Annotated in this window: 25 protein-coding genes; 17 read left to right on the plus strand and 8 right to left on the minus strand. The window is 63.5% G+C overall.

Features of this window, described 5'->3' with window-relative positions; translation table 11 throughout:
• Positions 1-50: 50 nt before the first annotated feature.
• The 3 genes from BLS57_RS13560 to BLS57_RS13570 are packed head-to-tail and all read right to left on the minus strand — an operon-like array spanning position 51 to position 1,844.
• Positions 51-968 carry an MBL fold metallo-hydrolase gene (locus BLS57_RS13560; protein ID WP_093743245.1) on the minus strand — a complete coding sequence of 306 codons (918 nt, stop codon included), beginning with the start codon at positions 966-968 and terminating at the stop codon, positions 51-53.
• Positions 968-1,408, minus strand: a complete 441-nt coding sequence (locus BLS57_RS13565; RefSeq protein ID WP_093743247.1) for a YeeE/YedE family protein — start codon at positions 1,406-1,408, stop codon at positions 968-970. Before BLS57_RS13565 ends, BLS57_RS13560 begins: the two co-directional genes overlap by 1 nt.
• Position 1,409: 1 nt before the next feature.
• Positions 1,410-1,844, minus strand: coding sequence for a YeeE/YedE family protein (locus tag BLS57_RS13570; RefSeq protein ID WP_093743249.1), 435 nt, complete (start codon positions 1,842-1,844; stop codon positions 1,410-1,412).
• A gap of 101 nt (positions 1,845-1,945) precedes the next feature.
• Here BLS57_RS13570 and BLS57_RS13575 point away from each other — a divergent pair, with 101 nt between their 5' ends.
• Complete coding sequence (locus BLS57_RS13575; protein WP_093743251.1) at positions 1,946-2,254, plus strand: ArsR/SmtB family transcription factor; 309 nt, start codon at positions 1,946-1,948, stop codon at positions 2,252-2,254.
• 37 nt (positions 2,255-2,291) lie between these two features.
• Here BLS57_RS13575 and BLS57_RS13580 read toward each other — a convergent pair whose 3' ends face one another.
• Together BLS57_RS13580 and BLS57_RS13585 are read right to left on the minus strand one after the other, a co-directional pair.
• On the minus strand, positions 2,292-2,756 hold the full coding sequence (locus tag BLS57_RS13580; RefSeq protein ID WP_093743253.1) for a protein tyrosine phosphatase family protein: 465 nt from the start codon (positions 2,754-2,756) through the stop codon (positions 2,292-2,294).
• Positions 2,756-4,150, minus strand: coding sequence for an MBL fold metallo-hydrolase (locus BLS57_RS13585; RefSeq protein ID WP_093743255.1), 1,395 nt, complete (start codon positions 4,148-4,150; stop codon positions 2,756-2,758). Before BLS57_RS13585 ends, BLS57_RS13580 begins: the two co-directional genes overlap by 1 nt.
• Before the next feature lie 203 nt (positions 4,151-4,353).
• Here BLS57_RS13585 and BLS57_RS13590 point away from each other — a divergent pair, with 203 nt between their 5' ends.
• Genes BLS57_RS13590 through BLS57_RS13610 form a run of 5 tightly spaced genes read left to right on the plus strand, consistent with a single transcriptional unit; the run spans position 4,354 to position 7,168 of the window.
• Positions 4,354-4,797, plus strand: a complete 444-nt coding sequence (locus tag BLS57_RS13590) for a hypothetical protein (protein ID WP_093743257.1) — start codon at positions 4,354-4,356, stop codon at positions 4,795-4,797.
• Positions 4,797-5,450: a MotA/TolQ/ExbB proton channel family protein gene (locus BLS57_RS13595; protein WP_093743259.1), complete on the plus strand. Its 654-nt coding sequence runs from the start codon at positions 4,797-4,799 to the stop codon at positions 5,448-5,450. The genes BLS57_RS13590 and BLS57_RS13595 overlap by 1 nt, the downstream gene beginning before the upstream one ends.
• Positions 5,443-5,820, plus strand: a complete 378-nt coding sequence (locus tag BLS57_RS13600; RefSeq protein ID WP_093743261.1) for a biopolymer transporter ExbD — start codon at positions 5,443-5,445, stop codon at positions 5,818-5,820. The genes BLS57_RS13595 and BLS57_RS13600 overlap by 8 nt, the downstream gene beginning before the upstream one ends.
• Before the next feature lie 2 nt (positions 5,821-5,822).
• Positions 5,823-6,212 (plus strand): ExbD/TolR family protein, encoded by a 390-nt coding sequence (locus BLS57_RS13605; protein WP_093743263.1) that lies wholly within the window; start codon positions 5,823-5,825, stop codon positions 6,210-6,212.
• The gene (locus tag BLS57_RS13610; RefSeq protein WP_093743266.1) at positions 6,209-7,168 is read left to right on the plus strand and encodes an energy transducer TonB; all 960 of its coding nucleotides are present in this window, start codon (positions 6,209-6,211) and stop codon (positions 7,166-7,168) included. The genes BLS57_RS13605 and BLS57_RS13610 overlap by 4 nt, the downstream gene beginning before the upstream one ends.
• 9 nt (positions 7,169-7,177) lie before the next feature.
• Here BLS57_RS13610 and BLS57_RS13615 read toward each other — a convergent pair whose 3' ends face one another.
• Entirely contained in the window at positions 7,178-8,512 is a 1,335-nt protein-coding gene (locus BLS57_RS13615) for an aspartate aminotransferase family protein (protein WP_093743268.1), read from the minus strand.
• Between the two features lie 180 nt (positions 8,513-8,692).
• Between BLS57_RS13615 and BLS57_RS13620 the strand changes: the two genes are divergently transcribed.
• The 6 genes from BLS57_RS13620 to gap all read left to right on the plus strand — a co-directional run bounded on the left by BLS57_RS13620 (position 8,693) and on the right by gap (position 15,800).
• Complete coding sequence (locus tag BLS57_RS13620) at positions 8,693-9,700, plus strand: BMP family protein (RefSeq protein WP_093743269.1); 1,008 nt, start codon at positions 8,693-8,695, stop codon at positions 9,698-9,700.
• Complete coding sequence (locus tag BLS57_RS13625) at positions 9,701-11,248, plus strand: ABC transporter ATP-binding protein (RefSeq protein WP_093743270.1); 1,548 nt, start codon at positions 9,701-9,703, stop codon at positions 11,246-11,248.
• Entirely contained in the window at positions 11,238-12,287 is a 1,050-nt protein-coding gene (locus tag BLS57_RS13630) for an ABC transporter permease (protein ID WP_093743271.1), read from the plus strand. Before BLS57_RS13625 ends, BLS57_RS13630 begins: the two co-directional genes overlap by 11 nt.
• Positions 12,287-13,231: an ABC transporter permease gene (locus BLS57_RS13635; RefSeq protein ID WP_093743272.1), complete on the plus strand. Its 945-nt coding sequence runs from the start codon at positions 12,287-12,289 to the stop codon at positions 13,229-13,231. Before BLS57_RS13630 ends, BLS57_RS13635 begins: the two co-directional genes overlap by 1 nt.
• Before the next feature lie 143 nt (positions 13,232-13,374).
• Complete coding sequence (locus tag BLS57_RS13640; protein WP_093743273.1) at positions 13,375-14,655, plus strand: amidohydrolase family protein; 1,281 nt, start codon at positions 13,375-13,377, stop codon at positions 14,653-14,655.
• A 143-nt stretch (positions 14,656-14,798) separates the two neighbouring features.
• Positions 14,799-15,800 carry a type I glyceraldehyde-3-phosphate dehydrogenase gene (gene gap / locus BLS57_RS13645; RefSeq protein WP_093743274.1) on the plus strand — a complete coding sequence of 334 codons (1,002 nt, stop codon included), beginning with the start codon at positions 14,799-14,801 and terminating at the stop codon, positions 15,798-15,800.
• 81 nt (positions 15,801-15,881) lie between these two features.
• Here gap and BLS57_RS13650 read toward each other — a convergent pair whose 3' ends face one another.
• The gene (locus BLS57_RS13650) at positions 15,882-16,409 is read right to left on the minus strand and encodes a winged helix DNA-binding protein (RefSeq protein ID WP_093743275.1); all 528 of its coding nucleotides are present in this window, start codon (positions 16,407-16,409) and stop codon (positions 15,882-15,884) included.
• 208 nt (positions 16,410-16,617) lie between these two features.
• Here BLS57_RS13650 and BLS57_RS13655 point away from each other — a divergent pair, with 208 nt between their 5' ends.
• The gene (locus BLS57_RS13655; protein ID WP_093743276.1) at positions 16,618-17,697 is read left to right on the plus strand and encodes a Hint domain-containing protein; all 1,080 of its coding nucleotides are present in this window, start codon (positions 16,618-16,620) and stop codon (positions 17,695-17,697) included.
• 111 nt (positions 17,698-17,808) lie between these two features.
• Here the strand turns inward: BLS57_RS13655 and BLS57_RS13660 are convergent, their stop codons facing one another.
• Positions 17,809-18,378 (minus strand): TlpA family protein disulfide reductase, encoded by a 570-nt coding sequence (locus tag BLS57_RS13660; RefSeq protein WP_093743277.1) that lies wholly within the window; start codon positions 18,376-18,378, stop codon positions 17,809-17,811.
• A gap of 23 nt (positions 18,379-18,401) precedes the next feature.
• On the opposite strand from BLS57_RS13660, the gene argH reads away from it, so the two are divergent.
• The 4 genes from argH (at position 18,402) to lysA (ending at position 21,739) form a co-directional block, all read left to right on the plus strand.
• Positions 18,402-19,793, plus strand: a complete 1,392-nt coding sequence (argH, locus tag BLS57_RS13665; protein WP_093743278.1) for an argininosuccinate lyase — start codon at positions 18,402-18,404, stop codon at positions 19,791-19,793.
• Positions 19,790-19,963, plus strand: coding sequence for a hypothetical protein (locus tag BLS57_RS19770; protein ID WP_167356437.1), 174 nt, complete (start codon positions 19,790-19,792; stop codon positions 19,961-19,963). Before argH ends, BLS57_RS19770 begins: the two co-directional genes overlap by 4 nt.
• Positions 19,964-20,102: 139 nt before the next feature.
• Positions 20,103-20,420 carry a DUF2834 domain-containing protein gene (locus tag BLS57_RS13670; RefSeq protein ID WP_093743279.1) on the plus strand — a complete coding sequence of 106 codons (318 nt, stop codon included), beginning with the start codon at positions 20,103-20,105 and terminating at the stop codon, positions 20,418-20,420.
• Between the two features lie 53 nt (positions 20,421-20,473).
• The gene (gene lysA, locus BLS57_RS13675) at positions 20,474-21,739 is read left to right on the plus strand and encodes a diaminopimelate decarboxylase (protein WP_093743280.1); all 1,266 of its coding nucleotides are present in this window, start codon (positions 20,474-20,476) and stop codon (positions 21,737-21,739) included.
• The last annotated feature ends 35 nt before the right edge of the window (positions 21,740-21,774 follow it).

Raw genomic sequence — 21,774 nt, forward strand, 5'->3', positions numbered from 1 at the left:
AGGGTATCCGTCAAAGGAAAGGGCAGCCCCATAGGGCCGCCCGGTCAAGCTTAGTCGAACCGGTTTACCGGCAGCTTTAGATAGTGATTGCCGTCATCCTCAGCCGCAGGCAGCCGCCCGCCGCGCAGGTTGATCTGCAAGGCCGCAAGGATACGGTTTGGCAACGACAGGGTCGCGTCCCGCTTCTGACGCCGCTCGATATACTCTTCGCGCTGGGTGCCATCCTTGACGTGAATGTTGTTGGCCTTGTGCTCATCCACCGTGGCTTCCCACATCGGCTCCTTGCGCTCTTTCGTGCCATAGTCATGACCGACATAAAGCCGCGTGTTGCCGGGCAGTGCGAGGATGTCTTGGATCGAGTCCCAAAGCTCCGTCGTCTTGCCGCCGGGGAAATCCGAACGCGACGTGCCCGCATCCGGCTGCATCAGCGTGTCATGCACAAAGGCTGCATCGCCGCAGACATAAGAGATCGACCCCAGCGTGTGACCGGGCGACAGCATCACCTTGGCGTCCAACTCACCGATTTTAAAGGTCTCGCCTTCTTCAAACAGGTGGTCGAAATCGCGGTCCGGGTCAAAGGCATTGGGCAGGTTGTAGAGATCAGCCCAAATCTTGGCGATATCCGGCACCAGTGCGCCGATGGCATTTGGCGCACCGGTGCGTTCCTTCAGATGGGCCGAGGCCATGACGTGATCTGCATGGGGGTGGGTATCGAGCACCCATTCCACGGTCAGCCCGTTCTCTTTCACAAGGTCCAGCACCTGATCCATGCTCTCGGTCGAGAAGCGGTAGTTCTTCGGGTCGAAGTTCCAGACCACATCAATCAACGCGGCCTTCTTCGTCGCCGGGTCAGCACAGATATACTGGATCGACCCGGTGTCAGGCTCATAGATGCCCCAGACATCGGGGCTGCCTGCCCCGGTCGAAGGGGAGTGGCGGACAACGGGGGAGTTCAGCGGATCGCTCATTATGCGGCTCCTTTATTTGCATTGGGTGAAATGTTAGGCGTATGACGCGCAGCCCACATGCCCGCGAGCATGAAGGGCACAAAGATCAACGTGCCGGTCGCGGCCACAGGCAAAGCAGTCAGCGCCGGGCCGGGGCAGAAACCGCCCAAACCCCAGCCGATGCCAAAGATCGCCGCACCCGTGAGCAGCTTCGGCTCCAGATCATTGCGCGTCGGCACGCGGAATGTGTTGTCAAACAGCGGTGTCTGACGGTTGCGGAACAGCAAGGCAAAGCCGGGTGCAGTCACGGCGATGGCACCGCCCATGACAAAGGCAAGGCTCGGGTCCCATGTGCCAAAGACATCAAGAAAGTTCAAAACCTTCGCCGGGTTCGCCATGCCGGAAACGATAAGGCCAAGGCCAAAGATCAGGCCCGAAAGAAGTGCGAAAATCTGTTTCATATCAGGCTCCGATCAAATGACGCATGACGAAGACGGTCACAAAGGCCGTCGCCATGAAGGTGACAGTCGCCACGATCGACCGCGCCGAGCCGCGGCTGATCCCGCAGACCCCGTGGCCCGAGGTGCAGCCGTTGCCATAGCTCGCGCCGAAGCCCACAAGCAGCCCCGCGACGGCCATCAGAACCGGGCTCGACGGCACCCATTGCTGCGGCCAACCGCCTGAGACCAGCAGCCACAGGGGTGCAGCCAAAAGCAGCCCCAGCACAAACAGCGCCGAGACGCCGCGGGCCTCTCCATCACTGCTGCGGGTGAAAATCTTGGCCGTCAGGCCGCTGATGCCCGCGATGCGCCCGTTGGTGGCCATCAGCAGCACCGCCGAGGCCCCGATCATCATGCCGCCGCCGAGCGACAGCCAAGGGGTAAATTCGGTTTCCATTTCTCATCTCCGTGATGCGCCCGTGGTATGTCGCGGGCTGGCCTTGTATCAGTCTGTCTAGAACTATATATTCGAGATGCGTAATATTCAATGGACGTAATATGAAAAACTCGGACGACTTTCTGGATGGCGATATCGCAGGGGCGGCGGCATTGATGACGATGCTGGCCTCCGAGGCGCGTTTGCAGATCCTCTGCCGTCTGCTGGATGGGGAGCGGTCGGTGGGTGATCTTGCCCAGGCCTGTGCTGTGTCTCAGTCCACCATGTCGCAGCAGTTGAAAAAGCTGAAAGAGGCCGGGCTGGTCGACAGCCGCCGTGCCGGGCAGACGATCTACTACAGCGTCAAGGGCCATGAGGCCGCGGCCGTGCTCGAAACGCTGCACAAGCTCTACTGCGCGCGCGAGGAATAAGTCAGCGCGCCCGGCCAAACCGGACGCGCCGAACACTTTACGCGTTCGCCTTCTCATCCGCATAGGATTTGACGAACTGGCCGATCTTTTCTTCCGTCAGATCAATGCCCCGCGCTTTGCCTTCTTGCAGAGCGGTGTCGCCGTCCCACCCCTTATCTGCCGCCAGCGCCATCAGCGTCATCGCACCCGCACGTTTGCCCGAGGCACAGTGTAGGAACACCGGCTGCGGCAGGTCATCCAAAGAGCGGCGGAAGTCATCCACAAGCGCCGCATCAAGACTGTCCGCCGTGACGGGGTGGTGCAGATAGTTCAGCCCCAAGCGCTCGGCCTGCTCTCGCTCTTCGTCAGGCGTTAGCCCGCCTTTTTCGCCATCGGCGCGGAAGTTCACCAAAGACTTCGCCCCCGCCGAAGCGGCTTGCTTAAGCGTGCCCGTCTCAGGCGTAAACAGCGCCACCGTGTGGTTCGGGTCAATCGTCGCGATCTTCTGTGCGTCGTCGGTCATTATTCTTTCTCCTTTTCAGTGGGATAACCAGCGGCAGTCCAAGCCTTCCAGCTTCCCGGTACGTTGCGAATATTGGTGAAGCCATTAGCCGCGAGCAGGCTCGAAGCGATGCTGGCGCGGAAGCCGCTGGCACAATAGGTGGCATAGGGCGCGGATTTGTCGAGGTCGCCCAACTTGTCGCGCAGCTCGCCCAAGAACGCATGGGTGGCACCGGGAATATGGCCGTCGTCCCATTCATCAGGCTTGCGCACGTCGAGCGGGGAGACGTCGTCCGAGCCTTTCAAGTCATGCACCGAGATCTGCGGGATCTGCGCCAGTTCACGCCCCGCTTCGCGCCATGCGCCAATGCCGCCCGCGAGATAACCGCCAAACTCCGTGAACCCCGTGCGCCATAGAAGACGCAGCGCATCGTCCACCTCGGCGTCATTCTCTGTTACCAGATAGATCGGACGCTCAGGGTCAAGCAACCAGCCCGCCCAAACCGACAGTTCCGGACGCAGGCCGATGTTGAGGCTGCCGCTTACAAAGCCGCTGCCGAAGCCCATCATGTCGCGCACATCAAGCAGTTGCGCGCCGTCATCCGCCACCTTGGCAAATCCCTCCACCGTCATCGGCGGAATGCGCGGCAAGTTGCGCAACACTTTCGGCCCTTTGGCATTCACCTTTTTCATCCGCGGGTAATGCGAGGGCACCGGCGGCGCGTCGTTCAGCATGGTGTCTTTAAATTCCTCAAGGTCTTCGATCTTGGCATAGCTGTTGAACCGCCGCTCATAGCCGATGGTCGAAGACATCCGGTCCCCGATATCCGGCCCGCAAGCCGAGCCCGCGCCGTGACAGGGGTAGATGATCACATCATCCGGTAACGCCATGAAAACATCGCGCACCGTGTGAAACAGCTTTTCAGTCAACTCTTCGGTCTCATCATCGCCCAGCAGGTCAGGCCGCCCCACGCTGTCGACAAAAAACGCATCGCCCGACAGCACGCCCCAAGGCGTGTCTTTGTCGCCGTCGTAGAGCATGTAGGACATATGTTCCGGCGTATGGCCAGGGGTAAAACGCGCCTTCATCCGCATGCCGCCAAAGGTAAACTCATCCCCATCGCGCACCGCTTCATGGTCAAAACCATACTCCGCGCCGCCTTCGGTGGAGGCGTAGAGCTTGGCCTGACCGCCCAAACGGTCCACCAACTCGCGCGCCCCGCTCAGGAAATCGGCATGAATATGGGTCTCGAATACATGGGTGATCGCCATGCCAAAACGACGGGCGGTCTCGATATAGATGCCCACATCAGGCCGCGGGTCGACTACGGCGCAGGTATGGGTGGCGTCATCGCCGAGCAGATAGGAGCATTCGGCGACGCCATCGGCCAGGATCTGTTCAAATCGCAGGGTCATGTCATCCTCCTTTGGCGGGCTAACAATAGGAATGGCCCGCGGGTTCCGGCGGCGCGCAGGTTCCGCACCCTATTTCTTTTACCTGAGTAATAAAGTCGGGATTGCGGAGGGCTTTCGCTTTTGCTAGGCAACCGCCATAGATTTCTAACGGAGCGCGCCTTTTCGTCCCGCGCCCCGCCTTTCGAACGCTCAGGGAGCCACCCATGTCGCATTCTCGTCTCGCCGCCCTCGTGGCTTTGCCTGTCCTGCTCGCACAAGGCGCTGTCGCCGAAACTGAGGCCAAGACGGCACCCGCCCCCGCAGGGCTTCAGGTCGAGCTAAACGCCGCCGAAACCATAGACGCCAATTGCAAGCTCACCTTCCTCATCACCAACACGCTCGACACACCGCTGGAGAAGGCGGTCTATGAAACCGTGCTCTTTGACCAGAACGGCACCGTTGACCGGCTGACCCTGTTCGATTTCGGCACTCTCCCCGTGGGCCGCCCCCGCGTGCGCCAATTCGTCGTGCCCCAGACCACTTGTGAGAACTTGGGCCGTATCCTCTTTAACGGCGCGCAGACCTGCGCGGGGGAGGGCGTTGACGCTGGCACCTGCGAAAGCGACCTCGGCCTCACATCGCGCACCGAGATTGAGGTGCTGGGCTAATGGACCAACTGACCGATCTGCTCGCCCCGCTGCGCGACATTGCCGAAACCGGTGGCCCGGTCGTCGTCATCTTGATGGTCGTTGCGGTACTAACCCTTGCGGTCGCGCTCTATAAAACATGGCAGTTCCGCGCCGCTGCTGTGGGCCGTCACAAGGCGCTTTCGCAGGCTGTCAGCGCATGGGAGCAAGGCGACAGATCGGGCGCAGAGGCCGCGCTGACCCGTTCCAAAAGCTACCTCGTCCCGGTGGTCAAAATGGCGATGGCCACGCCAAAGGCCGGACAGGCCCGTTTGCAAGCCGAGGCCGAACTGCGTTTCGCCAAGCTCGAACGCGGCTTTCGCCTGCTCGATTCCGTCGCACAACTCGCCCCGCTGCTTGGCCTTTTCGGCACCGTTCTGGGCATGATCGAAGCCTTCCGCGCCCTGCAAGACGCGGGCGCGCAGGTCGATCCGTCAATCCTTGCAGGCGGCATCTGGGTAGCGCTTCTGACCACCGCCGTCGGGCTGGTCGTCGCCATGCCCACCGCGCTGGTGCTCAGCTGGTTGGAACAGCGCATGGAAAACGAACGCGTTATCGCGGACAAAGCTATCCTGACCGTGCTGCACCCCGGCCAACCCAGCCGCGCAGCGGTGGCTGAGGTTGCTCATGGCTAGGCCACGCCGCCGGCGCAACCGACTGTCGATGACCTCATTGATCGACGTGATTTTTCTGTTGCTGTTGTTCTTCATGCTCACCTCGACCTTCTCCAAGTTCAGCGAGATTGAACTCACCGCCGCCACTTCCGGCGGGGGGGCGTCGGCGGATGCGAAGCCTTATTTCCTACAACTGGGAACGGACAGCCTGCGCCTCAACGGCGAGGCGCTGACGCTCGACAGCTTGACCGCCAGCCCGTTGGCCGAGGCCGAAGAGGGCACCCCGCTGCTGATCTCGCTCGCCGGTGCCGTCGAAAGCCAGCGCCTCGCCGCTCTGCTCATCGCCCTGCGCGCATTGCCCGCGCTGCGCGTCACGGTTTTGGAGGGCTGACCATGCGCCCGCTCGCCAAACGCAAAGCGCAACGCGAACCGACCATCGCGCTGATCAACATCGTCTTTCTGATGCTGGTCTTCTTCATGGTTGCAGGCACCCTCGCGCAGCCACTTGACCAAGACCTCAAGCTGATCGAAACCCGCGACCTCGAAGGCCGCGCGCCGCCCGATGCGCTGGTCGTGCATCCCGACGGGCGCTTGACCCATGCGGCCCAAGACATCACCAGCGCTGCCGATTTCATCGCCACGCTTGATGAAGAAGCCCGCGCCACCGTGCGCTTGCTGCCGGACCGTGCGCTGCCCGCAAAAACCCTCGTCCGTCTGACCCGCGAGCTGCGCGCCGCGGGGGCAGGGCGGGTGTTGCTGGTCACCCAAAGGGCGCTGCAATGATCCCCGGCTCGAACCTCGCCAAACTGCTGTCCCTCGGCCTCGCCGCCGGAGCGGTTCTGGGCGCGTCGCAGTGGCTGCGCCTTGACGACAGCCCTAAGATAGCAGGCGGCGGCACGCCCGCCGCGGCGCAGCTCGGCACGCGGTTTGAGGATATGTCAGCGGGCACGCTGACCGCCGAGCCCGCCGAGGAGATCACGCCAACCCCCGCAGCCGAACCGGTCCCGCTAGAGGCCGAAGCGCCCCAGCCGGTCACCGCCGCCGATCCCACACCCTTGGCCGCACAGCAGGCGGAACCGGTCGAACCACTGCAACCCACAGCGCCCGCCGCCACGCCCAAGCCCAAGGCCACCCCGGTCGCGCCCTCCGCCGTAACGGCAAGCGAAACACCTGTTCTCCCCCCGGTGACTCCGGCTGCGACCCCCACAGCGACCGCCAGCGCCCCGCCGACCGAGACACTTACCGCAAAGCCCGAAGACACCCCCGCGCCGCTGCTCTCGCAACGCCCCCAACGCCGCGATCCAAAGCGCGCCGCCGAAGCGGCCCAAAAGGCCAAACCCAAACCCGCGCCAAAACCCAAACAGACCGCCCGTGGCAACGCCAAGCGCAACAACACCCAAGGCGCACAGGCCACTCAAAACGCAGGCAAATCCACCCAATCCGGCGCACGGAAAAAAGCCGCCGCGCCCTCTGGCAACGCCGCCGCCAGCAACTATCCCGGCCAGGTCATGGCCCGCATCGCCCGCGCCGGGAAACCCCGCGTGCGCGCGCGCGGCACCGCTGTCATCGCCTTTTCTGTCGGGGGAGGCGGCCAACTCGCCAGCGCCCGCGTGGCGCAAAGCTCTGGCTCATCCGCGCTGGACCAAGCGGCCCTCGGCATCATCCGCAAGGCCGCCCCATTCCCGCGCCCGCCCGCAGGGGCGCAGCGCAATTTTTCGATCCGCATCAAGGGCCGCTAGGGCGGGGGCTCAGCCCTCGGCAATCACCTTGTCGACGGCCTCGCCCAGCATCTGCACGATCTGATCAATCTCCTCGGGCAGAGAGGTAAAGGCCGGGGCCAGCAAAACGTGATCCCCCGCCGTGCCATCGGCGCAGCCCTGCGACGGGTAGCAGATCATCCCCGCTTCCATCGCCGCCCGCTGGACCTTGCCCGCGATGTTGCGTTTCACGTCGAAGGGCAGTTTCCCATCCCGCTCCGCCACCAGTTCGATCGACCAGAACAACCCGCGCCCGCGAATGTCACCGACATGGGCATGTTGACCAAAGCGCTCGCGCAGGGCCGCCTCCAACTGCGCCCCACGCGCGCGCACGGCCCCCAGCAGATCACGACGCTCGACCTCTTGCAGCACCGCCAGCGCCCCCGCCGTCGCCACCGCATGGGACATATAGGTATGCCCGTTCCACAGATTGCCGCTGCCCGCCATGATCGCCTCGATCACGCTTTCACGCGCCATCACCGCCGCAATTGGCTGGTAGCCCGCGCCGAGCCCCTTGGCCATGGTGGTGATATCGGCGCAGATGCCCTCTTGCTCCAGCGCAAACAGGCTCCCAGTCCGGCCCATGCCGCACATCACCTCGTCGGCGATCAGCAGTACCCCATGCCGGTCACAAATCTCACGCACCCGTTTGAAGTAGCCCTCCGGCGCGGCCTGCGAGCCGAGCGAGGCGCCGACCACAGGCTCCGCCACAAAGGCCGCCACCGTCTCTGGCCCCAGTTCCACAATCCGCGTCTCCAACTGATCTGCCAAACGCTGCGCGAAATCGGCCTCGCTCTCGCCCTCATGCTGCAACCGGTAGGCATAGGCCGCGTCGATATGCTCCACATCCATCAACATCGGCGCAAAAGGTGCCCGCCGCCCGGCATGGCCGCCCACCGCCAGCGCGCCGAGCGTGTTGCCGTGATAGCTGGGCTTGCGCGCAATGATCCGGGCGCGGGCAGTGTCGCCGCGCTCCAAATGATACTGCCGCGCCAGCTTTAACGCCGCCTCCATCGCCTCGGACCCGCTGCCGAGGTACATGACCCGGCCCTCGCCGGTGCCCTCGGGCGCATGGGCGATCAGATAGTCGGCCAGCGCCTCCGCAGGCGGGTTGGTAAAGAGGCCGGTATGCGCAAAAGCAAGCTGATCCAACTGCGCTGCAATCGCCTTACGTACCGCGGCATTGTCATGCCCAAGGCTCGACACAGCCGCGCCCCCGCAGGCATCGAGATAGCGCTTCCCCTTGTCATCAATCAGAAAATTTCCCTCGCCGCTGACAATCACTGGTTGCGTGGCGCGCAGGTTACGGTGCAATACATGGCTCATCGAAGAATCCGATCCTTGGGGTCGACCCAATTTACCGCCCCGCGCGGCGACTGCCAGTTTATTCGGCAGCGCGTGGCAAATCGGCAGGGCAGGGGGTGACCTAAGGTCAGGTGAAGCTTGACAGGTCAAATATTTTACCAAACGGTAAACCGCACATTACATAAATCCGGGGGACATCACATGACACAACGCAACTTCACACGCCGCTTCCTACTCGGCTCTGCCGCCGTTTTGGCGGGCGCCACCCTGCTGCCACAGGGTGTGCTGGCCGCCGAACCGATCAAGGTTGCGGGCGTTTATACCGTGCCGGTCGAACAGCAATGGGTCAGCCGCATCCATAAGGCCGCCGAAGCGGCGCAAGAGCGCGGTGACATTGAATATACCTTCACCGAGAATGTCTCCAACACCGACTACGCGCGCGTGCTGCGCGAATATGCCGAAGCCGGTAACCAGTTGATCGTGGGCGAAGTTTTCGGTGCCGAAGCCGAGGCCCGCGAAGTCGCCGCCGACTACCCCGAGGTCGCCTTCCTGATGGGCTCCAGCTTCAAACAAGACGAGGCGCTCCCGAACTTCGCGGTCTTTGACAACTACATCCAAGACGCGGCGTATCTCTCGGGCATCATCGCAGGGGCCATGACCGAAAGCGGCAACATCGGCATGGTCGGCGGCTTCCCGATCCCCGAGGTGAATCGCCTGATGCATGCCTTCATGGCCGGCGCGCAGGAAATGAACCCCGACATTAAGTTCCAAGTCAGCTTCATCGGCTCTTGGTTCGACCCGCCCAAAGCCAAGGAAACCGCCTTCGCCATGGTCGAGCAGGGGGCCGACGTGCTCTATGCCGAGCGCTTTGGCGTGTCGGACGCGGCGCAGGAAAAGGGCGTTCTGGCCATCGGCAACGTCATCGACACGCAGGCCGAATACCCCGAGACCGTCGTCGCCTCCGCCCTGTGGCATTTCGAGCCGACGCTGGATGCCGCCATTGCCGCCGTCAAAGCGGGCGAGTTCAAGGCCGACGACTATGGCCGCTATTCCTTCATGTCCGAGGGCGGCTCCTCGCTGGCCCCGCTCGGCACCTTTGAGGGCAAAGTCCCGGCAGAGGCGCTCGACATGGTCAAGGAGCGCGAGCAGGCGATCAAGGACGGCTCTTTCACCGTCGACATCAACGACGAAGAGCCGAAGTCCTCCTAAATGACCGATCAACATCCCGAGGCGCAGGTTGTTCTGCGCCTCGACAACATTACCAAGCGATTTGGCAAGCTCACCGCCAATGACGCGATCAGCTTTGATCTGCGGCAGGGCGAAGTCATTGCCCTGCTTGGCGAAAACGGCGCGGGCAAGACCACGCTGATGAATATCCTGTTCGGCCATTACACGCCGGACGAAGGGTTTGTCGAAGTCTTTGGCCAGCGTCTGCCTGCTGGCAATCCGCGTGCTGCCTTGGCTGCGGGCGTCGGCATGGTGCACCAGCATTTCACGCTGGCCGACAATATGACTGTGCTGGAGAATATCGTGCTCGGCACCCGGTCGCTCTGGCGCCCCGGCTTTGGCCGTGCGCAGGCGCGGCAGCGGATTGTCTCGCTGATGGAGGACTACGGGCTGCGCGTGGACCCCGATGCCCAAGTCGGCAGCCTCAGCGTCGGCGAGCGCCAGCGGGTCGAGATCCTCAAAGCCCTCTACCGCGAGGCGCGCGTCCTGATTTTGGACGAGCCCACTGCCGTTCTGACCCCACAAGAGACCGACGACCTCTTCGCCACCATGCGCAAGGCCGTGGCGCTTGGGCTCTCAGTGATCTTCATTTCCCACAAGCTGCATGAGGTCATGGCAATTTCCTCCCGCGTCGTCGTGCTGCGCCACGGCAAGCTGGTGGCCGAGGCCAAGACAGCCGAGACCGACCGCGCCGCCATGGCGCAGATGATGGTCGGCTCCGAAGTCGCCGCCCCCGTGGTACGCCGCGCCGATCCGGGCGAAGCGTTGGTCACGCTGGCAGGCGTCTCCACGCCCGACATCGGCTCTGCACCGGGGCTGAAAAACGTGGACCTCGAGTTGCGCGCAGGCCAGATCACCGGGCTCGCGGGTGTTTCCGGCAACGGCCAAACCGCCCTTGCCGATCTCATCGGCGGGCTGCTCCGCTCGGCCTCTGGTACGTTTCACGTGAAGGGTAACGCCCCCCGCGGCTGGTCGCCCCATGCCGCGATCAGCGCCGGCATCGCCCGCATCCCCGAAGACCGCCACAAGACCGGCACCATCGCCGACTTCGACCTCACCGAAAACGCGGTGCTCGAACTCTATTCTCGCCCCGGATTCTCCCGCCACGGCTGGATGAACTGGCGCGCCGCCCGTGATTTCGCCGCCAAGATCATCAAGGGCTACGACGTCCGCTGCCCCGGCCCCGAGACCCGCATCCGGCTCCTCTCGGGCGGCAATATGCAAAAGCTGATCCTCGGCCGGGTGCTGGAAACCGCGCCTTCGGTGGTGCTGGCCAACCAGCCGGTGCGCGGCCTCGACATCGGCGCGCTGACGTACGTCCACGAACAACTGCTCGCCGCCCGCGACCGCGGCGCTGCGGTGCTGCTGATTTCCGAAGACCTCGACGAGGTCACGGCGCTCTCGGACGTGATCCACGTGATCTCCGAAGGCCGCCTCTCGCCGCCCTTCGCCCGTGGCGCCCTCACCCCCGCCGAGCTTGGCGTCTGGATGGCCGGTGACGGTTTTGAGGAGGCCCCCCATGCGGCTTGAACCCATTGCCAACCCCACATGGACCCGCTCGCTGGGCCTGCCGGCGCTGGCGCTCTTTGCCACGGTGGTCGTGGCCTCTCTGCTGGCCATGGTCGCCGGCGCGCAGCCGTTTTCGGTGCTGGGCCTCATCGTCAAAGGCGCCTTCGGCTCCAAATTCGCCACGCTTGAGACGCTTAACCGCGCCACGCCGCTGATCTTCACCGGCCTCGCCGTCGCCGTCGCCTTTCGCGCGAAACTCTGGAACATCGGCGCCGAAGCGCAGCTTTACATGGGCGCGGTGGTCACCGTGGTCTTGGGCACCGGCGCGCTGGCATGGCCCGCCTTCGCTCTTCTGCCGACCATCGCCGTGGCCGCGATGCTCGCCGGGGCCGTGGTGCTACTGGTGCCGACCTTCCTCAAAACCCGCTTTGGCGTCGATGAAGTCGTCACCACGCTGCTCTTGAACTTCGTCGTCCTGCTCTGGGTCTCCATGCTGCTCGAAGGGTCTTTGAAAGACCCGATGGGCCTCGGCTGGCCCAAATCCGCGCGCCTCATCGCCGAGGCCCGTCTGCCCCGCATGGTCGACGGGCTGCGCCTGCATTGGGGTTTCGGCCTCGCGCTGATCTCGGCCATCGTCGTCTGGGTCATCCAACGCCGCACCACGCTGGGCTATGAGATGCGCGCTGTCGGTCTGAACCCCGCCGCCGCACGCTTTGCGGGCATCCCGGTGAACCGCGTGCTGATCAAAACCGCGCTCTTGTCGGGTGGCCTCGCGGCGCTGGCAGGCTTTTCCGAAGTCGCGGGGCTCAAAGGCAGCCTCACCTTGGATATCTCCCCCGGCTTTGGCTACACCGGCATCATCGTCGCCATGCTGGCGCTGCTGAACCCGCTCGGCGTGGTCGTCGCAGCCCTCTTCGTCGCGGGCATCTTTGTCGGCGCCGACAGCATGAGCCGCGCCGCCGGGGTGCCCACATACCTCGCCGACATCATGCTGGCGCTGGCGCTTCTGGCGATGGTGCTGGCGATCATGCTCACGAAATTCCGGGTGAGGCGCGACTGATGGATATTTTCGACATTCTCCTACAGGCGAGCTTCTGGACTGCCGCGATCCGCATCGCCTCACCGCTGATCTTCGCCGCTTTGGGCGAGTTGATCTGCGAACGGGCAGGGGTGCTGAACCTCGGCATCGAAGGCATCATGGTCGTCGGCGCTTTCGCGGGCTGGCTCACCGTCTATCTTGGCGGCGGGCTGTGGTTCGGCGTGGGCGTCGCGATGCTCTCGGGCATGGCCTTTGGCCTCGTCCACGGCGTGCTGACGGTGCCCTTCGGCCTCAGCCAGCATGTTGTCGGCCTTGGCATCACGCTGCTGGCGACATCGCTGACCTACTACTGCTACCGCCTTGCGCTGCCCGAAGTCACCTCGCCGCCCAAGATCGACGCCTTCCAGCCGCTGGAAATTCCGCTTCTCTCCGACATCCCGGTCCTCGGCCCCGCGCTCTTTAACCAAACCCCACTGACCTATCTGGCCTTCGTGCTGGTCGTCGCCGTGACGCTTGTGCTCTACCGTACCCCGCTCGGCCTCGCCCTGCGCGCGGCGGGCGAGAACCCGGCTGCGGTCGAGGCGCAGGGCCTCAGCGTCTCCGCCATCCGCATCGGCGCGGTCATGGTCGGCAGCGGGTTCATGGCCGTGGGCGGGGCCTTCCTGACCATGAGCGCCTTCAACTCCTTCTTCTTTGAGATGGTCAACGGGCGCGGCTGGATCTGCATCGCGCTGGTGGTCTTTGGCTCGTGGAAGCCGGGCAAGACGCTTCTGGGTGCGGTGCTCTTTGCTGCCTTTGATGCCTTGCAAATCCGCGTGCAACAGACGCCGCTTGGGGCAGATATCCCCTATCAGATTTTCCTGATGGCGCCCTATATCCTGTCGATCCTCGCACTGGTCGTCATGTCGCGTCGGGCGCAGGTGCCAGCGGCGCTGATGGTGCCCTTCAACAAGGGAGAGCGCTAAGTAGGGCGCTCCTTCTAAACCCTTCCGTCCGGCCTCAGGCCGGACAGCCCCCGACCGCCCCCCTGGGCGGGGGCTTTCACCCCCACCCGCGGTCGGGAGCTGTCCTTCGTGGTATCCAGCCCCGCAGTCACAAGGACCAACCCATGTTCGACATCATCATCAAAGGCGGCACACTCCCCGACGGCCGCACCACCGACATCGGCATCAAAGCCGACAAGATCACCGCCATCGAAGACCTCTCCGCCGCCGAGACCCGCGACACCATCGACGCCAGCGCAGACCTCGTCAGCCCGCCCTTCGTCGACCCGCATTTCCACATGGATGCCACCCTCAGCTACGGCACCCCGCGCATCAACGCGTCTGGCACGCTGCTCGAAGGCATCGGCCTCTGGGGCGAACTCAAAGAGGTTATGACCCAAGACGAGGTCAAAGCCCGCGCGATGGAATACTGCGACTGGGCCGCCTCGCTTGGCCTGCTGGCGATCCGCAGCCATGTCGACACCTGCGACGACCGCCTGCTTGGTGTCGAAGCCCTGCTCGACGTGCGCGAGACCGTCAAAGACTACATCGACCTGCAACTCGTCGCCTTCCCGCAAGACGGCCTCTACCGCGACCCGACGGCACACGAAAACACCATCCGCGCCCTCGACATGGGCGTGGACGTCGTCGGCGGCATCCCGCATTTCGAACGCACCATGGCCGACGGCGCTGCTTCCGTCACCGCCCTGTGCGAACTCGCCGCCGAACGAGGCCTCATGGTCGACCTGCATTGCGACGAGACCGACGACCCCCATTCGCGCCACATCGAAACACTCGCCTATGAGACCCAACGCCTCGGCCTGCAGGGCAGGGTGGCCGGCTCGCACCTGACCTCGATGCATTCGATGGACAATTACTACGTCTCGAAACTGCTGCCGCTTATGGCCGAGGCCCAAGTCGCCGCGATCCCCAACCCGCTGATCAACATCACCCTGCAAGGCCGGCACGATACCTACCCCAAACGCCGCGGCCTGACCCGTGTGAAAGAGATGCAAGCCATGGGCATCGACGTCGGCTGGGGGCAGGACTGCGTGATGGACCCGTGGTATTCCATGGGCACAGGCGACATGCTCGACGTGGCCTTCATGGGGCTGCATGTGGCGCAAATGACCTCGCCCGCGGAAATGCATCGCTGCTTTGACATGGTTACCAACGTCAACGCCCGCATCCTCGGGCTGCAAGACTACGGGCTACACGTTGGCGCCACCGCCTCGCTGGTGGTGCTCGACGCGGGCAACCCGATCGAAGCGCTGCGCCTGCGCCCCGACCGCCTTTGCGTGGTGGCCAAAGGCAAGGTGATTTCCCGCCAGCAGCGCAATGACGCAACACTCTCCCTGCCGGGCCGCCCGGCCTCAGTGCGCCGCCGCCACGCGGCCCATAGCTAACACCCCGGCCCGCTGCCGCGCGCAGCGGGCCAATTCACCTACACCCCCACATCTACGGTTGATTTCCCCGTAATTCGGCCTATGTTGCGCATAAATGTTAGCGCTAACCAATCCGCCCGCAACCCGGGCAGTCGGAGGATACCATGACCACGAAAATCGCCATCAACGGCTTTGGCCGCATCGGTCGCTGCGTGCTGCGGGCACTGGTGGAGAACGGCTTCGACGGGCTCGAAGTCGTCGCGATCAATGATCTCACCGACGCCGAGAACCTGCTGCACCTGCTGAAATACGACAGCATCCACGGCCGCCTGACTGTCGATGCTGAGTTGAAAGACGACGCGCTCCACATCGCCGGTCAAAAGATCCGCCTGACAGCCGAACGCGACCCCGCCAAACTGCCCTGGGCCGATGTCGACATCGTCTATGAATGCACCGGCTTCTTCACCGCCCGCGACGCGGCGGCCAAACACCTTGAGAATGGCAGCAAACGGGTGCTGATCTCCGCCCCCGGCAAGGGCGCGGACCGCACTGTGGTCTACGGGGTCAACCATGATGAGCTGACCGCCGAAGACGTGATCGTCTCCAACGCCTCCTGCACCACCAACTGCCTCGCCCCGGTGGCCAAAGTGCTCGACGACACCTTCGGGATCGAGACCGGCTACATGACCACGATCCACGCCTATACTGGCGACCAGCCCACCCACGACAGCCCGCACCGCGACCCCTACCGGGGCCGGGCCGCAGCACTCTCGATGGTGCCCACTTCCACCGGCGCTGCCGCCGCGATCTCCCAAGTCATCCCGCACCTTAAAGGCCGCCTAGAAGGCTCCGCCGTGCGCGTGCCCACCGCCAATGTCTCGCTGGTGGACCTCTGCATCATGCCCGCAAAACCCGCCACAGCCGAAGCGGTCAACGACGCAATGGCCAAAGCCGCTGACAGCGCGCTCAAAGGGGTGCTCGCAGTCGAACCCGCGCCGCTGGTCTCAACCGACTTTAACCACGACCCGCATTCCTCCATCTTCGCCCCCGACCAAACCCGCGTCACCGACGGCGGCATGATCCGCGTGGTCAGCTGGTACGACAACGAATGGGGCTTTTCGAACCGGATGAACGACACCGCCCGCGCCATGGCCGCGCTGCTCTAACCTCTTTTTGGCCCAAAATACTTCGGGGGTCCGGGGGCAGGGCCCCCGAAGGTCGGATCGCGCAAGCGATCCGACCCTATCCTACAGCGACGCCGCCGCCCGGCTCGCCTGATCATACTGCCCCGACATCGCCCTGAGCTGCGCCGCGATCTTGCGCAACTCCTCGCCGGAGATATCCGTGCGCGGCAACCCATCCAAAAAACAAGCCTGACGGATCGCGCGGTAGGCTTCGCACAACTCCGCCCCGGCCTCGGACGTGCGGTAAAACACCTCCTTACCGCGTTTTTCGGCGCTCAAAAGCTCTGCCTTCACCAACTTCCGCAGTGCATAGTTCACCGTGTGGGTGTCCTCGATATTCAGCAAAAAGCAAATATCCGTCAGCCGCTTCTCCCGCCCCCGGTGATTAGCGTTGTGCAGCACGAGAATCTCCAGCGGCGTCAGATCGCCATTGCCCGCCGCCGCCATGCAGCGCGACATCCAACGGGTGAAGGCGTTATAGGCGATGATCATGCCGTATTCGAGCTCGGAGGCCTCCCAGCCGTCGCCCTCGGCCAAGTGCCGCGAAGAGACGATGCGCCGCGAAGGGGTGGGGGTGTCGGGGTCGGACATAGGGTGCCTCCGGTAGATAACCCGATAACGTTACCAAGACGCCGGTGATTTACAAGCGTTCCCGGGCGGCAGGGCGCAAACGCCTCTCAACCCCACATCAAGATCAATTTGCAACAGGTTGAAAACACGCGCTCCCGCCATCTTCCGCGACGCCCTTTTGGCTGCTAGTCTGCACATAATAAAAAGACGTGAGGCAGGCAGAGCAGATATGAAAACGGGCTTTCGAGGCACGTTTGTCATAAGCTGGTCGCAAACAGAGATCGACGGCCTAGAGGCCGCGCCGGTGCTGGCGCTTGAGGTGGGGTCCGCCTGGGCGTGGCGCGGCGATGTCATCCGTGTGGATGGCCCGACCGACGTGTTGCGGCTGGACCGGGCAGACGAGGCGGAACAGCTGCGCAAACGCGCGGCCCGGATGGTGCACCGCCTAATCGGCGCGGCGCTGGACGAGACCGGCTATGTGCCGCCCAAAACCATGGCCGAGCTTGATGACACCCCGTTGATGGACAACAGTTTCATCGTCACCGACGGGGCCTGTTCCTACACGATCACGATGATCGACGTGGGCCGCGGGCGGCAGCCGCTTTTGATGTTCATCGACGAAATGCCACCGCGCAATACCGACCTTTGGGTGGTGCGTCATACGCTTGGGCTGCGGCCGCTCCCAAGTGCCGTACGCTCCGGCGCGGACGCGGGCGTGATCTGCTTTACTCCCGGCACCCGCATCCGCACGCCCGGTGGTCTTGCCTTGATTGAAGACCTGCGCGAAGGCGATCTGATCCAGACCAAGGACAACGGCGCCCAGCCCATTGAGTGGATCGGCTGTCGCCACATGACCGGCGCACGTTTCCACGCCATGCCACATCTGCGTCCGGTGCGGTTCCGGGCCGGAGCTTTGGGGCATATGATCCCCGACGGGGGGCTGGTGGTCTCGCCCGAGCATCGCATTCTGCTGGGCGGCGCCAAGGCGCGGGAGTTGTTCTGCACGGACGAAGTTTTGGTCGCGGCCAAGGATTTGGTCAATGACAGCACGGTGACCGTGGATACGGGCCTGCGCGGCATGACCTATATCCATGTGATGCTAGACCGGCATCAGGTGATGTGGGCCAACGGGGTGGAGACGGAGAGCTTCCACCCTGCCTCCGCGCCGCTGGATGCGCTGGCCGGGACGGATCGGGAGCGTTTGCTCGCGACCTATCCGGATTTGGCATTTGATCCGCATACCTATGGCGGGTTTGCGCGGCGGAATTTGTCGACCTCAGAAGCGGCGATTTTGCAGCACGTGGCCTGAGCCGGTACTAACTGCCACAAAGGGCAGCGCCGAGCCGCGGGGCAAAGCGAAGCGCCGCCCCAGGGGGGCGGGTCGGCGCTGCCCGGCCTGCGGCCGGGCGGAACTTCTTCATTAGCTCTCTGCCTCATCCCCGATCAGCGCAGCCACAATCGCCCGCGCACTCTCGGAATCCCACTCCGCATCCCCCTGCAACCGGGCAATCTCACGCCCTTCACGGTCCAGCAGCACGCTGATCGGCAGCCCGAAAACACCCATCTGGCTGGCCAGCTTCTGCTTTGGGTCTTGGTGCCGCGGCAGACTGTCCACCCCGGCTTCCTCAAAGAACCGCTTGATCCCCTCGGGCGAATTGCGCCCCGTGGCGATGGTCAGCACCTGAAAATCGTCGCCGCCAAATTCTTTTTGTAAAGCATTTAACTGCGGCATCTCCTTGCGGCAGGGCGCGCACCATGTGGCCCAGAAGTTGACCAGCACATATTTGCCCTCGAAATCCGCCAGTGACATGGCCTCGCCGCTGTCCTCACGCTCAAAGGTCGCATCCGAAGCCGCCTGCGGCGAGTCATGCACCACCAGCTTTTTCATATCACCCTCGCGCAGAGCGGCGATGTCGGCGACATCGGCAAGGGCGGGGTTTGCACCTGCGACAAGCAGCGTATAAACGAAGCCGAGCACCAGATTTTTCATACGTCCCTCCAAGGGTATTCAACATGACCGACACGACCTCAAACAAGATGTGGGGTGGCCGTTTCGCCGCCGGACCGGACGCGATCATGGAGGCGATCAACGCCTCGATCGGGTTCGACAAACGGATGGCCGCACAAGACATCGCCGGGTCGCGTGCCCATGCCGCCATGCTGGCAGCCACGGGCATCCTGACTGATAACGACGCCGAAGCCATACGGGAAGGGCTTCTCACGATCTTGTCAGAGATCGAAGAGGGCAAGTTCGAGTTCTCCGCTGCCCTCGAAGACATCCACATGAACGTCGAAGCGCGGCTGAAAGACCTGATTGGCGAGCCCGCAGGCCGTTTGCACACAGGCCGTTCGCGGAACGACCAAGTCGCCACCGATTTCAAACTCTGGGTGCGCGACCAGTTGGACGCCGCCGATGAAGGCCTGCAAGCCCTGATCCGCGCGCTTTTGTCTCAGGCCGAGGCCGGGGCCGATTGGGTCATGCCCGGCTTCACCCATTTGCAAACCGCGCAGCCCGTCACATGGGGCCACCATATGATGGCCTATGTCGAGATGTTTGGCCGCGATCTAGGCCGCATCCGGGATGCGCGCAAACGGATGAACGAATGCCCCTTGGGCGCTGCGGCCCTCGCGGGTACGTCCTTCCCGATTGACCGCGAGATGACGGCCGAAGCGCTCGGCTTTGACCGCCCCGCCGCGAACTCGCTCGACGCCGTCAGCGACCGCGACTTCGCGCTGGAGTTCATGGGCGCGGCCAGCATCTGCGCCATGCACCTGTCGCGCTTTGCCGAAGAACTGGTGATCTGGTCCTCGGCGCAGTTCCGTTTCGTGGCCCTGTCGGATCGGTTCTCGACCGGCTCCAGCATCATGCCGCAGAAGAAAAACCCCGACGCAGCCGAGCTGATCCGCGCCAAGGTGGGCCGCATCTTTGGCGCGAATACCGCGTTGATGATAGTGATGAAGGGGCTGCCGCTGGCCTATTCCAAGGACATGCAGGAGGACAAAGAGCAGGTCTTTGACGCCGCCGACAATCTGATGCTGGCGCTGGCCGCGATGACCGGGATGGTCGGCGACATGACCGCCGAGCGCGAGAACCTCGCCGCTGCGGCAGGCTCTGGCTTCTCCACCGCCACCGATCTGGCCGACTGGCTGGTGCGGGTGCCGAACCTGCCTTTCCGCGACGCGCATCATGTGACTGGCACCTTGGTCGCGATGGCCGAGGATCAAGGCTGTGACCTGCCAGACCTGACGCTGGAGCAGATGCAGTCGGTCCATGCCGAGATCACGTCGGATGTTTTCGATGTGCTCGGCGTCGATAATTCGGTAAACTCGCGCATGTCTTATGGCGGCACGGCCCCCGCGCAGGTGCGTGCCCAAATTGAGCGCTGGAAGGAAATCTTGAAGTGAAACGCAGCCTCGCGATCTTCTCTCTGCTGACCCTCGCCGCCTGCGGCGCGGATGGCGAGCCGGTGCGGCCCACGGCCAGCAGCACGATCACCATGTCCTCCTCGGGCGTAGCCGTCGGCACCACGCTGGGGCTGACACGCGGGCCGTTTTCTGTGGCTCTGGGCCTGTGAAGACGGCGGCGGTTCTTTTGGGCCTGCTGGCGCTTGCGGCCTGTACACCCCCGGCGCCGAAGCAAAACGACGCGCCAAAGACTGAACCGGGGCTCAGTGTTTCCGGCTATGCCACAGTCGGCGTTGTGAAGACCTTTTGATGTCCGCCCTGCGCATGCTCTATCTCGCCCTCGCGGTCTGGGGCGCGGTGCATCCGATGTATTATTTCATCACATGGTTCCGCGCAGAGGGCTGGAGCCTGAGCGCGATGGTCGAGGCCTGGCACGCCAATGCCGCCGCCAGCGGGCTGGTCTGGGATCTGACCATCGCTGCCGTGACCCTAACCATCTGGATCACCGCCGAGGTCGCCGTGCGCCGGAATTTCCGCGCGCTGATTGCCATTCCCGCCACGTTCTGTATTGGGGTGAGCTGTGGCCTGCCGCTTTATCTGTTCTTGCGGACAGCGCCTATCAGATAAGGCTGGGCAAGAGATTCTATGCCTCCGGCGGAAGTATTTGGGGCCAAAAAGAGATGGATCATTTTCTTTATAAAGACGGTGTCTTGCATGCCGAAGACGTGAGCCTGGCGGAGATCGCCGCTGCGGTAGGTACGCCGGTCTATGTCTATTCCACCGCGACGCTGTTGCGGCATTTCCATTTGTTTGACGACGCACTGGCGGGCATGGATCATTTGGTCTGCTATGCGATGAAGGCGAACTCCAACCAAGCCGTCTTGCGCACTTTGGCGCAGGCGGGCGCGGGGATGGATGTGGTTTCGGGCGGGGAATACCGCCGGGCCAAGGCGGCGGGCGTGTCGGGCGATAAGATCGTGTTCTCGGGCGTAGGTAAGACCCGCGAGGAGATCGAACTGGCGCTGACGGGGGGCATTCGGCAGTTCAATGTCGAAAGCGAGCCGGAGATGCTGCTGCTCGATCAGGTGGCGCGGGAGCTGGGCAAAGTGGCCCCGATCACTATCCGTGTGAACCCCGATGTCGACGCCAAGACCCATGCCAAGATTGCCACCGGCAAGAGCGAAAACAAATTCGGCATCCCCATCGCTCGCGCCCGCGAAGTCTATGCCATGGCGGCCAAGCTGCCGGGGTTGGAGATCATCGGGATCGACGTGCATATCGGCAGCCAATTGACCGACCTCGCGCCCTTTGAGCAGGCCTATGGCAAGGTCGCGGAGCTGACCGAGGTGCTGCGCGCGGATGGGCATAACATTCGGCGGCTCGACCTTGGGGGTGGGCTTGGCATTCCTTACGAGCGGTCGAACACAGCACCGCCGCTGCCGACGGATTACGGCGCGATGGTGCAGCGCACGCTGGGGCATCTGGACTGCGAGGTCGAGATTGAACCGGGCCGTTTGATTGCCGGGAACGCGGGTGTGTTGGTGAGCGAAGTCATCTACCTCAAGTCCGGCGAGGGGCGCGATTTCCTGATCCTAGATGCGGCGATGAACGATCTGATCCGCCCGGCGATGTATGACGCTTGGCATGATATCGTGCCGCTGAATGAGCCCGCACCGGGGGCCGAGCCGCGCCCCGTAGATATCGTTGGCCCGGTCTGCGAATCCGGTGATACCTTTGCCAAGCAGCGGATGATGCCCACGCTCGGTTCGGGCGATCTCGTGGCCTTCCGCTCCGCGGGCGCTTATGGCGCGGTGATGAGCAGCGAATATAATTCGCGGCCTTTGATCCCTGAGGTTTTGGTCAATGGCGATCAATTCGCGGTTATCCGCCCACGGCCAAGCTTTGACGAAATGATAAACCGCGATACCATCCCTGAATGGCTCTGACGGCACCCCGCCGCCGGAGCGCGGGAGCGTGACGC

This window comes from Sulfitobacter delicatus, from assembly GCF_900102535.1.
GTDB lineage: Bacteria > Pseudomonadota > Alphaproteobacteria > Rhodobacterales > Rhodobacteraceae > Sulfitobacter > Sulfitobacter delicatus.

Coding starts and splice junctions, on each gene's coding strand:
- lysA (WP_093743280.1), top strand. CDS start 20,474: ATGGATCATTTTCTTTATAAAGACGGTGTCTTGCATGCCGAAGACGTG.
- argH (WP_093743278.1), top strand. CDS start 18,402: ATGACCGACACGACCTCAAACAAGATGTGGGGTGGCCGTTTCGCCGCC.
- BLS57_RS13635 (WP_093743272.1), top strand. CDS start 12,287: ATGGATATTTTCGACATTCTCCTACAGGCGAGCTTCTGGACTGCCGCG.
- BLS57_RS13630 (WP_093743271.1), top strand. CDS start 11,238: ATGCGGCTTGAACCCATTGCCAACCCCACATGGACCCGCTCGCTGGGC.
- BLS57_RS13610 (WP_093743266.1), top strand. CDS start 6,209: ATGATCCCCGGCTCGAACCTCGCCAAACTGCTGTCCCTCGGCCTCGCC.
- BLS57_RS13585 (WP_093743255.1), bottom strand. CDS start 4,150: ATGACCCTGCGATTTGAACAGATCCTGGCCGATGGCGTCGCCGAATGC.
- BLS57_RS13670 (WP_093743279.1), top strand. CDS start 20,103: ATGTCCGCCCTGCGCATGCTCTATCTCGCCCTCGCGGTCTGGGGCGCG.
- BLS57_RS13560 (WP_093743245.1), bottom strand. CDS start 968: ATGAGCGATCCGCTGAACTCCCCCGTTGTCCGCCACTCCCCTTCGACC.
- BLS57_RS13660 (WP_093743277.1), bottom strand. CDS start 18,378: ATGAAAAATCTGGTGCTCGGCTTCGTTTATACGCTGCTTGTCGCAGGT.
- BLS57_RS13625 (WP_093743270.1), top strand. CDS start 9,701: ATGACCGATCAACATCCCGAGGCGCAGGTTGTTCTGCGCCTCGACAAC.
- BLS57_RS13615 (WP_093743268.1), bottom strand. CDS start 8,512: ATGAGCCATGTATTGCACCGTAACCTGCGCGCCACGCAACCAGTGATT.
- BLS57_RS13650 (WP_093743275.1), bottom strand. CDS start 16,409: ATGTCCGACCCCGACACCCCCACCCCTTCGCGGCGCATCGTCTCTTCG.
- BLS57_RS13620 (WP_093743269.1), top strand. CDS start 8,693: ATGACACAACGCAACTTCACACGCCGCTTCCTACTCGGCTCTGCCGCC.
- BLS57_RS13590 (WP_093743257.1), top strand. CDS start 4,354: ATGTCGCATTCTCGTCTCGCCGCCCTCGTGGCTTTGCCTGTCCTGCTC.
- BLS57_RS13595 (WP_093743259.1), top strand. CDS start 4,797: ATGGACCAACTGACCGATCTGCTCGCCCCGCTGCGCGACATTGCCGAA.
- BLS57_RS13640 (WP_093743273.1), top strand. CDS start 13,375: ATGTTCGACATCATCATCAAAGGCGGCACACTCCCCGACGGCCGCACC.
- BLS57_RS13605 (WP_093743263.1), top strand. CDS start 5,823: ATGCGCCCGCTCGCCAAACGCAAAGCGCAACGCGAACCGACCATCGCG.
- gap (WP_093743274.1), top strand. CDS start 14,799: ATGACCACGAAAATCGCCATCAACGGCTTTGGCCGCATCGGTCGCTGC.
- BLS57_RS13570 (WP_093743249.1), bottom strand. CDS start 1,844: ATGGAAACCGAATTTACCCCTTGGCTGTCGCTCGGCGGCGGCATGATG.
- BLS57_RS13565 (WP_093743247.1), bottom strand. CDS start 1,408: ATGAAACAGATTTTCGCACTTCTTTCGGGCCTGATCTTTGGCCTTGGC.
- BLS57_RS13600 (WP_093743261.1), top strand. CDS start 5,443: ATGGCTAGGCCACGCCGCCGGCGCAACCGACTGTCGATGACCTCATTG.
- BLS57_RS13655 (WP_093743276.1), top strand. CDS start 16,618: ATGAAAACGGGCTTTCGAGGCACGTTTGTCATAAGCTGGTCGCAAACA.
- BLS57_RS13580 (WP_093743253.1), bottom strand. CDS start 2,756: ATGACCGACGACGCACAGAAGATCGCGACGATTGACCCGAACCACACG.
- BLS57_RS13575 (WP_093743251.1), top strand. CDS start 1,946: ATGAAAAACTCGGACGACTTTCTGGATGGCGATATCGCAGGGGCGGCG.